Raw genomic sequence first — 11,434 nt, forward strand, 5'->3', positions numbered from 1 at the left:
CCGAGGAGTGGGTGACGGCCCCTCGGGCAGTCACAGGCTGTCGGACACGACGACGACAACCCCCTCGTCGAGGGGCTGCAACCCTCTCCCCGCGAGCGGGAGGTCCCCCCCGTTCAGCGATCGGGGGTGGAGTTCTCGTCGAGGTCGATCGGGGTGCGGTTGCGGGTCAGCAGCCAGCCCATGACCGCGAACGACGCCAGCTGGAGCGGCCAGCCCAGCGCGATCTTGGACGCGCCCAGCAGGCCGATCTGGTGGTCGAGCCACAGCGGCAGCTGCACCGCGACCCGGATGACGCACGGGATCGCGAGCACCCACGTCAGCTGTGAGCACAGCCGCACCATGGCCTTGTCGGAGTGCCAGGCCGTCGGGTCTCCCATGACCGAGCCCACCATGAAGCCGACGATGGGCCAGCCGATGACGATCGTCAGCACGATCACGACGGCGTACACCCCGTTGTAGATCAGGCCCGGGGTGAAGACCGCCCGCGCGACGTCCTCCTCGGAGCCACCCGACTGCGACGCCCGGTACGCGAAGAACGCGCCGATGCCGATGCCGAACAGCGCGTTGAGGACGAACTGCGTCGTCGAGCGCTGCACCACGCGGACGAGCAGCAGCGCCGCCGTCGCCCCGATGCTGACGACCAGCGACAGCCGGATGTCCTTGGTGACCAGGAACAGCACCGTGAACAGCGCCGTCGGCACGGCGCTCTCGACGATCCCGCGCGGTCCGCCGAGGGCCTTCGACAGCTGGGCGCGGACGACCTGCTCGACCGTCGCCTGGGGTGAGGTCACCGGCTCACGCGTCGAGCTCGTAGCGCGGGTTGTAGATGATGCGCGTCGTGCCCCTCATGCCGATGCGGCCGAAGGCCTTGAGCTGGCGGCCGGCGGTGATGCCCTCGATGCGGCGACGTCCGAGCCACACCAGGGTCACGCTGTCGGACCCGTCGTACAGCTCGGCCTCGAGGGCCGTGACGCCGTCGACGGGCCGCAGGGTCACCGAGCGCAGCACGCCGTGGATCGTGGCCATGCAGCGGTCGGCCTGCGAGGAGATGAGCTGGCACCCGGCCCGCTCGGCCTCGCTCTTGAGCTCGCCGGCCTCCTGGTTCTCGGTCGACAGGCGTTCGAGGGTCCTGCTGAAGCGTCCCATGGTTCCAGCCTACTCTCGCGGGGCCCTAGGCCCCGGGCTCGACGGGCGTCGCGTTGGGGGGCAGCGTCAGGAGCAGCGACTCGCGCGGGATGCGCGGATCGGAGCCGCGGTCGACGATGACGTCGCGCAGCGCGTCCATCAGGATGCCCTCGTCGGAGGGCTCGAGACCCGCCGCGCCGAGGAACGTCGCCCGCAGGAGCCAGCGCGGCCCCTCGATGCCGACGATGCGGCTCGGCTGGAAGCCCTTCTCGCCGTCGGGCAGGTCGACCGGCACGCGCACGTGCAGCTCGGGACCGAAGATCCCGTCGACCTGCTCGCACTCGCCGCCGAGGCGCTCGACCTCGAGGATCAGGTCGTCGCGCACCTCGTCCCACAGGCCGCCCGACCGCGTGGCCGCGAAGGCCCGCAGCTCGATCGCGGCGTCGTCGGTGACCAGGACGACCGAGCCGATGTCGCCGCCCTCGCCGTCGGTCGGCAGCTGGACGTCGAGACCGACCCGCACGCGGACCTTGAGCGGACCCAGGTCGATGTACTGCTGGTCGTCCGCCGGAGACCGCTCGGAGGAGTCCCACGGTCCGGCGTGGCGCACGCCCTCGACCGCGGAGGGTGCGACGACCGCGGTGTCGTCGGTGGTCTGCTTGCCTCGTCGTCGTGCCATCAGCTGCTCTCTTCGTGGACGTCGGCGGCCGCGTGGCCACCTGTTGAACCGTAGCCCCCCGAACCGCGCTCCGACGTGGGGAGCACCCTCGACTCGACGAACCGGACGTGCTCGACCCGCTGCACGACGAGCTGCGCGACCCGGTCGCCCCGTCGGAGCGCGACGGACTCGGCGGCGTCGTGGTTGACCAGCAGCACCTTGATCTCGCCGCGGTAGCCGGCGTCGATCGTGCCGGGCGTGTTGACGATCGACAGCCCGTGGCGCAGCGCCAGGCCCGACCGCGGGTGCACGAACGCCGCGAACCCCTCGGGCAGTGCCAGGGCGATGCCCGTCGGCACGAGCACGCGCTCCCCCGGCGCCAGCCGCACGTCGACCGTCGTGACGAGGTCGGCCCCGGCGTCGCCCGGGTGGGCGTAAGTGGGAAGCGGCACGTCCGGATCGAGCCGTGTCACGGTCACGTCGAGCATGGCGACGACCCTACCTGCGTCGCACGCCGGACCCGCATGAGGCAAGGTTGAACCGTGACGACCTATCGAGAGCGCCTGTCGGCCCCCGTGTCCTGGTGGATCGCCGCCCTGGCGTTCGCCGCCGCCTGGGGCTGGGTGTTCCTCATCGCGACGAACTGGGCCATCGCCGGTGTCGTGACGGCACTGCTCGTCGCGGCCGGCGGGTTCATCGTGTGGCGCTACGGCTCCATGACGGTGTCCGTGGACGCCGACGGCCTGCGGGTCGGTCAGGCGTTCGTCGAGGCCGGTCACGTCGGCGACGTCCAGGCCCTTGACCGGGCCGGCTACCGCACCCGGCTCGGCACCGGTGCCGACGCCCGTGCGTACCTGGTGACGCGTCCCTACCTCGACCACGGCGTCGTCGTGACGATCGACGACCCGTCCGACCCCACCCCGTACTGGCTGGTCTCGAGCCGCCACCCCGAAGCCCTCGCAGCCGCGTTGGCTCCCTCGCGGCCCTCGGCCGCGACCCCCGACACCGACGGAGAGGCCTCCCGTGGCCAGTAGGCGCAAGAAGAAGGGCTCGGCGACGTCCGGGCACGTGGTCCAGGACCTCAACGCCGAGGCCGCCCGCACCCCGCGCACCAAGGCGCCCAGCCGCGCGACGTGGAAGGTCATGGACCGCGGCTCGTCGGTCGCCGCGGCGATGCTCGCGACGCGCGCCTCCGCGGTGGCCTGGCGCCTCGCCACGGGACGCAAGCCCCCGACCAGCGGACAGCACCCCGACGTGACGACGCGCGAGGCCGTCACCTGGGCCGTCGTCGGCGGCTCGATCGTCGAGCTCGTGCGGGTCGGCGTCCGTCGCGGCGCCGCGACGTACTGGGTCAGGTCGACCGGTCAGCTGCCGCCCGGCATGAAGCCGCTCGACACCAAGGCCCGGCAGGCCGGTGGAACGACAAAGGAGCCGGTCCTCGCGGAACCGGCTCCTCACTCATCCCCGTCACGGGGCAGGTCGACCCGGAAGGTCAGTCGGCGCAGTCGCGGCAGATGAGGACGCCGTTCTTCTCCGACGCCAGCTGACTGCGGTGGTGCACCAGGAAGCATGACGAGCACGTGAACTCGTCGAGCTGCTTCGGCACCACCTGGACCGCGAGCTCCTCGTGGGAGAGGTCGGCCCCCGGCAGCTCGAAGGACTCCGCGGCCTCGGTCTCGTCCTCGTCGACCTTGCCCGAGTTCTTCTCGTGCCGACGCGCCTTGAGCTCCTCGATGCTGTCCTCGGACTGCTCTTCCTCTGTCTTGCGCGGTGCGTCGTAATCGGTAGCCATCAAATCTCCCTTTGTGCGGAACAACCGGCGTGATTGTGCCACACGGTTCGGTGGCGTTCACACTCAGAACCCACAAGCACGGACGAGCTCGAAATATTCCTCCGCGACGGAGGGGTGGGCGGCCATCACGAGCCGCTCGTCGGGCTCGCCGTCGAGCCCGCTGAGGACGAGTCCGGCCTCGCGGGCGACGAGCCCCCCGGCCGCCAGGTCCCACGGCTTCAGGCCCTGCTCGACGTAGGCGTCGAACTGCCCCTCGGCCAGCCCGCACAGGTCGAGCGAGGCCGACCCGATGCGACGGATGTCACGCACCTGCGGGATGAACGCGGCCATCGCGGCGGCCTGCTTGGCCCGGACCTCCGGCACGTAGTTGAAGCCCGTCGCGACGAGTGCGTGCGCGAGCCGGGCCACGGGCGGAGCGGTCAGCACCAGGCGCTCGTCGCCGTCGTAGCGCCACGAGCCCGCGCCGGCGACGGCCCCCCACTCGGCGCCCGACGCGATGTTGACGACGTGCCCCACGACGACCTCGCCGTCCTGACGGGCCGCGATCGACACGCCGTACGTCGGGATGCCGTAGACGAAGTTGACGGTGCCGTCGATGGGGTCGACGACCCAGTCGACCCCCGACGCGCCGACGACGTCGTCGCCCTCCTCGCCGACGAACCCGTCGTCGGGACGGGCGGCGAAGATGCGCTCGCGGATGAGCCGCTCGCAGGCCTCGTCGATCGCGGTGACGACGTCGGTCTCGCTCGACTTGGTCGACGAGACGTCGACCCGTCCGGCGGGCCGGGCCGACCGCACGTACGCCGCCGCCTCCAGACCGACCCGACGGGCGAGCGCCAGCAGCTCCTCGCGATCGGCGCTCACAGCGGGATCGACGACGAGACCGATGCCGGCGTCGTGGCCGATCCGACGGTCGGCAGCGTCGACCGCGGGTTCAGGCAGCAGTCGGTCGGGCACAGGTCGTGCGAGCGCGGCAGCTCGCCCAGCGCGGGACGGTCGACGTCCTCGCCCCGCTCGACGGCGGCGCGCTCGAGCAGCAGCTCGCGCACCATCGCGACGAAGTCGGGGTGGGCGCCAGGCGTCGCGGCGCGGACGAACCGGAGACCCAGCTCCTCGGCGGTCTGGCTGGCCTCGGTGTCGAGGTCGTAGATGACCTCCATGTGGTCGGACACGAAGCCGATCGGCACCACGACGACCGACTCGACGCCGGACTCCTTGAGGGCCGTCAGGTGGTCGTTGACGTCGGGCTCGAGCCACGGGATGCGCGGCGACCCGGACCGCGAGCAGTACGCCAGCGAGAACGCCCCGGCGCCCGCTCCCTCGGCCACGAGCGCCGCGACGCTCTCGTGCTGGCGGACGTACGCCTGACGTCCGGGCCCGCCGCTGGCCTCGTTCATCGACGTCGGGATCGAGTGCGTCACGAACACGACGTGCGTGCCCGCGGGCGCGTCGGCGAGAGCGTCCCTGGTCGCCTCGGTGAACGGGCCGACGAAGCCCGGGTGGTTGAAGTAGTGACGCAGGCGGCTCAGGCCGATCTCGACGCCCGTCGTCGCGTCGAAGAGGTCCTCGCGGTACTGGCGGCAGCCCGAGTACGACGAGTACGCGCTCGTGACGAAGCAGGCGGCACGCTGCACGCCGTCGGCCGCCATCTGCTGGGCCGCGTCGCGCAGGTACGGGTCCCAGTTGCGGTTGCCCCAGTAGATCGGCAGGTCGACGCCGTTCGCGGCGAAGTCGCTGCGCAGCGCGGCCAGCAGCTCACGGTTGAGGTCGTTGATCGGCGAGCGTCCGCCGAACTGGAAGTAGTGCTCGCCGACCTCGACGAGCCGCTCGCGCGGGATGCCGCGGCCGGCGGTCACGTTCTCGAGGAAGGGGACGACGTCGTCGGGCTTCTCGGGCCCTCCGAACGAGACGAGCAGCAGTGCGTCAAAGGGGCGGACATCCATGGGTCCATCCTCGCACCGGGCCGGATAGGGTGCTCGGGGCGGCTCGAGAGGAACCCATGCTGACGACGTACAAGGGCGTGCTGGGCCTGCCCGGGGCGGCCCTGTTCTCGTTCACGGCGCTGTGGTCGCGCCTCCCCCTGTCGATGGCCGGTCTCGGCATCGTCCTGCTCGTCAACGAGCGCACCGACTCGTTCCGCGAGGCGGGCGTCATGTCCGCGGTCTACGTGCTGTCGGCCGCGGCGTTCGCGCCGTGGCAGGGACGGCTGGCCGACCGCTTCGGCCAGGGGGCGGTGCTGTGGGTCGTCGGCGCGACCTACGCCGCCGGCATCACCGCGTTCCTGGTCGCGATCGAGGCGGACTGGTCGGCACCGTGGCCGCACGCGTGCGCGGCCCTCGCGGGGCTCGCGACGCCGCAGACCGGCAGCATGGTGCGGGCCCGCTGGACGCACGCGATCGACGACCGGACGCAGCTCAACACGGCGTTCTCGATCGAGGCCGTCAGCGACGAGGTCGTGTTCATCGTCGGCCCCGTGCTCGTGACGTTCCTGACGTTCCAGGTCGCCGACTACGCGGGGCTCGCGTGCGCCGCCGCGGCGGCGCTGCTGGGCAGCTGGGCCATGGCGCTCCAGCGGTCGACCGCTCCACCGGCCGGTCGACGGCGCACCCGCACGGGGCCCGCGATCAACTGGCTGGGCCTGTGGCCGCTGGTCGCGGTGTCGGTGGGTCTCGGCATCATCTTCGGCTCGGCCGAGGTCATCATCGCGGCGTTCACCGAGGAGCAGGGCCGCAAGGGCGCCGCGGGGGCCGTGCTCGCGGTGTGGGCCGCCGGCAGCCTCGTCGCGGGCGTCGCGGTGGGTGCACTGCCGCAGGCGCCCGACCCGCGCCGCCGGCTCCGTCTGTCGATCCTCGTCCTGGGCGTGCTGTTCGCCCCGATGGCCCTGCTGACGAGCATCCCGCTCCTGGCCCTCGGCATGTTCGTGGGCGGGTTCATGATCTCCCCGTCGCTCATCGCGCTCGTCCACCTCGTCGAGCAGGAGGTGCCGGCGTCCCGGCTGACCGAGGCCCTGACGTGGACCACGACCGGCATGTCGGTCGGCATCGCCCCGGGCGCCGCCGCCGTCGGCGCGGTGATCGACGCGCACGGCGCGTCGGCGGGCTTCCTGGTGCCGCTGGCGGCCGGGCTCGCGGCCGCGGTCGTGGCCTGGACCACCGGCACGGCGAGCCGGTCGTCCGACGGGGTGAACGCGGCCGCGGAAAGTCATTAAGGTTGGGGCACGATGACCGAACTCTCACTGGCCGAACGCAGCGTCGACCTGGTCCGCACCTGGACCGATGCCCGCCGCCCCCGAGGCCGCCGCACCACGGCCGCCGCCGCCCGCCTCGCGACGCTCCTGAAGGATCCGCAGGGCCTGCAGTTCACGATCGGCTTCGTCGACCGCGTCGTGCGACCCGACGACCACCGGGTCGCGGCCCGCAACCTGCGGCACCTCGCCCGTGAGCTGCCCGGGTTCCTGCCCGCGACGCAGAAGATCCTGCTGAAGCTCGGCGCCTTCGTGTCGCTCCTGCTGCCGGGCCTCGTCGTCGGCGTCGCGCGTCGCACCCTGCGCCGCATGGTCGGCCACCTGGTCGTCGACGCCCGCCCGCAGCAGCTCGGCCGGGCCATCAGGAAGCTGCGCGCCGGCGGCGACCGGCTCAACCTCAACCTGCTGGGCGAGGCCGTCCTGGGCGACGGCGAGGCCGCCCGTCGCCGCGACGGCACGCTCGAGCTGCTCGAGCGCGACGACGTCGACTACGTCTCGATCAAGGTCTCCTCGGTCGCCAGCCAGCTCTCGATGTGGGCGTTCGACGAGTCCGTCGCCCGGGTCGTCCAGCAGCTGACGCCGCTCTACGAGCGGGCTGCCACCGGCGAGCCGACGTTCATCAACCTCGACATGGAGGAGTACAAGGACCTCGACCTGACGGTCGCGGTCTTCACGTCGATCCTCGAGTCGTTCCCCGACCTCGAGGCCGGCATCGTGCTGCAGGCCTACCTCCCGGACGCCCTCGGCGCGATGCAGGAGCTGCAGGCCTGGGCCGCGCAGCGTCGTGCGGCCGGGGGCGCGCCGATCAAGGTGCGCCTCGTCAAGGGCGCCAACCTCGCGATGGAGCGCGTCGACGCCACGGTGCACGGGTGGCCGCTCGCGACGTGGTCGAGCAAGCAGGAGACCGACACCAACTACAAGCGCGTCCTGCAGTGGTCGCTGACGCCCGAGCGCGTCGACGCGGTCCGCGTCGGCGTGGCCGGCCAGAACCTGTTCGACGTCGCGTACGCCTGGTTGCTCGCGGGCGACCGCGGCGTCCGCGACGCCGTCGACTTCGAGATGCTGCTGGGCATGGACACCGGTCCGGTCGACGCGGTGCGCGGCGACATCGGCCAGCTGCTGCTCTACACGCCGGTCGTCAGCCCCGCCGAGTTCGACGTCGCGATCTCGTACCTCGTGCGCCGCCTCGAGGAAAACGCCAGCACCGACAACTTCATGTCGGCGGCGTTCGAGCTGTCGTCGGACGCGACGCTCCTCGATCGCGAGACGCAGAGGTTCCTGGCCTCGGTCGAGGCCCTCGACACCTCCGTGCCGCAGCCCCACCGCCGCCAGGACCGGTCGACCGAGGCCTCGACCCCGTCGACCGGGACGTTCGCCAACACCCCCGACACCGATCCGTCCACCGAGGCGAACCGCGAGTGGGCGCGTCTCGCGCTGGCCCGCTCGACGTACACGCAGGTCGGTGCCGAGACGGTCCGCACCGGGTCCGTGCCGGGCCCGGCCTCGCTCGAGACGATCATCCACGAGACCCGCGACGCGGCCGCCCAGTGGCATGCGCGCGGCTCCGACGTGCGCGCGTGGATCCTCCACCAGGCCGCCAGCGCGCTCGGCGCCCGGCGCGGCGACCTCGTGTCGGTCATGGCCGCCGAGGCCGGCAAGACCGTCGCCGAGGCCGACGTCGAGGTCAGCGAGTCGATCGACTTCGCGAACTACTACGCCGAGGCCGCCCGGAGGCTCGACGCCGTCGACGGTGCCGAGTTCGTGCCCGACCGGCTGACGGTCGTCGCCCCGCCGTGGAACTTCCCCGTGGCGATCCCCGCCGGCTCGGTCCTCGCGGCGCTCGCGGTCGGCAGCGGCGTCGTGATCAAGGCCGCGCCGCAGACCCGCCGCTGCGCCGCCGTGATGGTCGAGGCGCTGTGGCAGGCCGGCGTCCCGCGCGACGTCCTGCGGTACGTCACGATCGACGAGGGAGCGCTCAGCAAGGCGCTGATCTCCCACACGTCGGTCGACCGGGTCATCCTGACGGGCGGCTGGGAGACGGCCGACCTGTTCCGCTCGTGGCGTCCCGACCTGCCGCTGCTCGCCGAGACCAGCGGCAAGAACGCGATCGTCATCACTCCGAGCGCCGACATCGACCTCGCGGTCGCCGACCTCGTCAAGAGCGCCTTCGGCCACGCGGGCCAGAAGTGCTCGGCCGCGAGCCTGGCGATCGTCGTCGGATCCGTCGCCGCGTCCGAGCGGTTCCGCCGCCAGCTCGTCGACGCCGTGTCGTCGCTCAAGGTCGGCCACCCCGACGACCCCGAGGTGTCGATGGGGCCCGTCATCGAGCCTCCCCGGGGCAAGCTCCTGCAGGGGCTCACCGAGCTCGGCGAGGGCGAGACCTGGCTGCTCGAGCCCCGGCAGGTCGGGACCGACGGCCGGGTGTGGACTCCCGGCATCCGCACCGGTGTGCGCCCCGGCAGCACGTTCCACACCACCGAGTACTTCGGACCCGTCCTCGGCATCATGCAGGCCACCGACCTCGACGAGGCGATCGCCTGGCAGAACGCGACCGACTACGGCCTGACGGCCGGGATCCACTCGCTCGACGCCGACGAGGTCAACCGCTGGATCGACGCCGTCGAGGCCGGCAACCTCTACGTCAACCGCGGCATCACCGGCGCCATCGTGCAGCGCCAGCCGTTCGGCGGCTGGAAGCGCTCGTCGGTCGGCACGACCGCCAAGGCCGGCGGCCCGAACTACCTGACGCACCTCGGCACGTGGCGTCCGCGCGCCCTGCGACCCTCGACCGACGACGCCGCGGTGACGTTGGCCGCGCCCGTGCAGGCCCTCCTCGACGCCGTCGCGGCCCACCTGCCGGACGTCGAGAACCGGCGCCTGCGTGCTGCCGCGCAGTCCGACCACGTCGCGTGGACGCGCGAGTTCGGCGCGGTCAAGGACGTCTCGGGCCTCGAGGTCGAGCGCAACGTGTTCCGGTACGTCCCGGTGCCCGTCACGGTCCGCGCCGAGGGTCTCGGGCCCGACCTCGTCCGCGTGCTCCTGGCGGCCGCCCGCACCGGCTCCGACGTGACGGTCAGCACCGCGACCGCCCTGCCCGACGGCCTCGTGCCGGGGGCGCGCGTCGAGAGCGGCGAGCAGTGGCTCGCCCACGTGGCCGAGCAGCGTCCGGCCCGGGTGCGTCTCATCGGCCAGGACGCCCTCGCGGTCGCGTCGGCCGTCGACGGCGACCCCGACGTCGCGATCTACTCCGGTGCCGTGACCCCGTCCGGACGTGTCGAGGCGCTGCCGTTCCTGCAGGAGCAGTCGATCTCGATCACCAACCACCGCTTCGGCAACCACGACAGCGAGTTCGACCGTGTCCTCCCCCGGCGCTGAGTCGCGGGCGTCGGCGCGCCGCCCAGACCTGGCCGCCGGCCCGCCTACGATGGGAGGACGGTCCAGGTGAACGCCCACCCGGCACCGCCACACGTCGGAGGCGATGGCATGCGCGATCTCAGTCTCGAGGGATTGAGCGAGGACAAGCGGTTCCTCGTCGCACGTGACGTCACGACCGGCGCGACGTACCGCATTCCCGCTGATCACCGCCTCTCTTCCCTGATCGGCACGCCGTCCCGCACGCCTGCCCGTGGCGGGAGCACCTCCGGCCAGATGGAGATCCGCATGCCCAGCTCACTCAGCCCCCGCGACATCCAGTCCCGCATCCGGCGCGGCGAGTCGCCCCAGGCGGTCGCCGACTCCGCCGGCGTCCCGGTCGAGCAGATCACCGGCTTCGCGGGCCCCGTGCTCGCCGAGCGCGAGTTCATGTGCGAGCAGGCCCGCAAGACCGCGATCCGGCGCAAGCACATCGGCGGTGCCGGCGTGCAGCTCGGCATCCTGGTCGCCGAGAACATCGCGGCCTCCGGGGGCGTTCCCGAGTCGGCGCAGTGGGACTCGTGGCGACGCGAGGACGGCCGGTGGACCGTGCTGGTCACGCCGGACGACGCCACGCACCCGGCGACGTTCCTGTTCGACGTCAAGAGCCGCTACGTCCTGCCGGCCGACGAGTTCGCGCACGAGCTGGTCGGCGACGTCGCCCTGCCCGACTCGACCGACATGGCGATCGCCGACGCGGTCCGCTCCTCGGAGCGTCCGGTCGACGACGTGCCCGAGATCGACGAGGTCGCGGTGGTCGACGAGGTCGAGCCCGTCGCGTCGCAGGTCGAGATCCCCGACCCGATCGAGCCGGTCGAGGAGGAGGTCCTGACGGGCGTCTCCTCGCTCAAGGAGGCACGCGACCGTCGTGCGATGGAGCAGCTCGCCCTCGGCGACGCCTCCGCCTCGGAGGACGCACCGGCGGCCCAGGTCGAGGAGGACGACTTCGAGGACGGTCTCGAGCAGAACGTCGCGGTTCCCGACACGATGGGCCCCCGCAAGAAGCGTCACGAACGTCGTCGCGTCCCCAGCTGGGACGAGATCATGTTCGGCAAGGACGACTGACCGCCGGTTCCCGCTCGCCAGCCGCGAGGGACGACCCCGACCCCGGTCGCCAGCCGCGAGGAACGAGCCCGACCCCGGTCGCCAGCCGCGAGGAACGAGCGGCGTGAGCGAAGCGAGGCGGCCCACTTCACCATCCGCC

Annotated in this window: 12 protein-coding genes; 5 read left to right on the top strand and 7 right to left on the bottom strand. The window is 72.4% G+C overall.

Annotated elements, in window-relative coordinates; translation table 11 throughout:
• Positions 1–113 precede the first annotated feature (113 nt).
• The 4 genes from ASD10_RS13045 to dut are packed head-to-tail and all read right to left on the bottom strand — an operon-like array spanning position 114 to position 2,271.
• Positions 114–791 (bottom strand): DUF3159 domain-containing protein, encoded by a 678-nt coding sequence (locus ASD10_RS13045; protein ID WP_056609093.1) that lies wholly within the window; start codon positions 789–791, stop codon positions 114–116.
• A 4-nt stretch (positions 792–795) separates the two neighbouring features.
• Positions 796–1,146 carry an OB-fold nucleic acid binding domain-containing protein gene (locus tag ASD10_RS13050; protein ID WP_056609095.1) on the bottom strand — a complete coding sequence of 117 codons (351 nt, stop codon included), beginning with the start codon at positions 1,144–1,146 and terminating at the stop codon, positions 796–798.
• Between the two features lie 25 nt (positions 1,147–1,171).
• Positions 1,172–1,804, bottom strand: a complete 633-nt coding sequence (locus tag ASD10_RS13055) for a DUF3710 domain-containing protein (RefSeq protein WP_056609097.1) — start codon at positions 1,802–1,804, stop codon at positions 1,172–1,174.
• The gene (dut, locus tag ASD10_RS13060) at positions 1,804–2,271 is read right to left on the bottom strand and encodes a dUTP diphosphatase (RefSeq protein WP_056609099.1); all 468 of its coding nucleotides are present in this window, start codon (positions 2,269–2,271) and stop codon (positions 1,804–1,806) included. Before dut ends, ASD10_RS13055 begins: the two co-directional genes overlap by 1 nt.
• A 54-nt stretch (positions 2,272–2,325) precedes the next feature.
• On the opposite strand from dut, the gene ASD10_RS13065 reads away from it, so the two are divergent.
• Positions 2,326–2,817 (top strand): DUF3093 domain-containing protein, encoded by a 492-nt coding sequence (locus ASD10_RS13065; RefSeq protein ID WP_082556192.1) that lies wholly within the window; start codon positions 2,326–2,328, stop codon positions 2,815–2,817.
• Complete coding sequence (locus ASD10_RS13070; RefSeq protein WP_157432588.1) at positions 2,807–3,301, top strand: DUF4235 domain-containing protein; 495 nt, start codon at positions 2,807–2,809, stop codon at positions 3,299–3,301. The genes ASD10_RS13065 and ASD10_RS13070 overlap by 11 nt, the downstream gene beginning before the upstream one ends.
• Here the strand turns inward: ASD10_RS13070 and ASD10_RS13075 are convergent.
• The 3 genes from ASD10_RS13075 to ASD10_RS13085 form a co-directional block, all read right to left on the bottom strand.
• On the bottom strand, positions 3,276–3,575 hold the full coding sequence (locus ASD10_RS13075) for a DUF4193 domain-containing protein (protein ID WP_056609104.1): 300 nt from the start codon (positions 3,573–3,575) through the stop codon (positions 3,276–3,278). The two genes, ASD10_RS13070 and ASD10_RS13075, sit on opposite strands and share 26 nt — an antisense overlap.
• Before the next feature lie 63 nt (positions 3,576–3,638).
• A complete protein-coding gene (locus ASD10_RS13080) occupies positions 3,639–4,439 on the bottom strand; it encodes an inositol monophosphatase family protein (protein WP_056610540.1) in 801 nt (266 codons plus the stop codon).
• Positions 4,436–5,518, bottom strand: coding sequence for a ferrochelatase (locus ASD10_RS13085; protein ID WP_056609107.1), 1,083 nt, complete (start codon positions 5,516–5,518; stop codon positions 4,436–4,438). Before ASD10_RS13085 ends, ASD10_RS13080 begins: the two co-directional genes overlap by 4 nt.
• Before the next feature lie 56 nt (positions 5,519–5,574).
• On the opposite strand from ASD10_RS13085, the gene ASD10_RS13090 reads away from it, so the two are divergent.
• The 3 genes from ASD10_RS13090 (at position 5,575) to sepH (ending at position 11,295) form a co-directional block, all read left to right on the top strand.
• Positions 5,575–6,783 (top strand): MFS transporter, encoded by a 1,209-nt coding sequence (locus ASD10_RS13090; RefSeq protein WP_056609109.1) that lies wholly within the window; start codon positions 5,575–5,577, stop codon positions 6,781–6,783.
• 12 nt (positions 6,784–6,795) lie between these two features.
• Entirely contained in the window at positions 6,796–10,194 is a 3,399-nt protein-coding gene (locus ASD10_RS13095) for a bifunctional proline dehydrogenase/L-glutamate gamma-semialdehyde dehydrogenase (protein ID WP_056609111.1), read from the top strand.
• A gap of 108 nt (positions 10,195–10,302) precedes the next feature.
• Positions 10,303–11,295, top strand: coding sequence for a septation protein SepH (sepH, locus tag ASD10_RS13100; protein ID WP_056609113.1), 993 nt, complete (start codon positions 10,303–10,305; stop codon positions 11,293–11,295).
• The last annotated feature ends 139 nt before the right edge of the window (positions 11,296–11,434 follow it).

Origin of the sequence: Aeromicrobium sp. Root472D3 (assembly GCF_001426485.1) — a bacterium.
In the GTDB taxonomy this organism is placed as follows: Bacteria; Actinomycetota; Actinomycetes; order Propionibacteriales; family Nocardioidaceae; genus Aeromicrobium.

Coding starts and splice junctions, on each gene's coding strand:
- ASD10_RS13050 (WP_056609095.1), bottom strand. CDS start 1,146: ATGGGACGCTTCAGCAGGACCCTCGAACGCCTGTCGACCGAGAACCAG.
- ASD10_RS13055 (WP_056609097.1), bottom strand. CDS start 1,804: ATGGCACGACGACGAGGCAAGCAGACCACCGACGACACCGCGGTCGTC.
- dut (WP_056609099.1), bottom strand. CDS start 2,271: ATGCTCGACGTGACCGTGACACGGCTCGATCCGGACGTGCCGCTTCCC.
- ASD10_RS13075 (WP_056609104.1), bottom strand. CDS start 3,575: ATGGCTACCGATTACGACGCACCGCGCAAGACAGAGGAAGAGCAGTCC.
- ASD10_RS13085 (WP_056609107.1), bottom strand. CDS start 5,518: ATGGATGTCCGCCCCTTTGACGCACTGCTGCTCGTCTCGTTCGGAGGG.
- ASD10_RS13090 (WP_056609109.1), top strand. CDS start 5,575: ATGCTGACGACGTACAAGGGCGTGCTGGGCCTGCCCGGGGCGGCCCTG.
- ASD10_RS13095 (WP_056609111.1), top strand. CDS start 6,796: ATGACCGAACTCTCACTGGCCGAACGCAGCGTCGACCTGGTCCGCACC.
- sepH (WP_056609113.1), top strand. CDS start 10,303: ATGCGCGATCTCAGTCTCGAGGGATTGAGCGAGGACAAGCGGTTCCTC.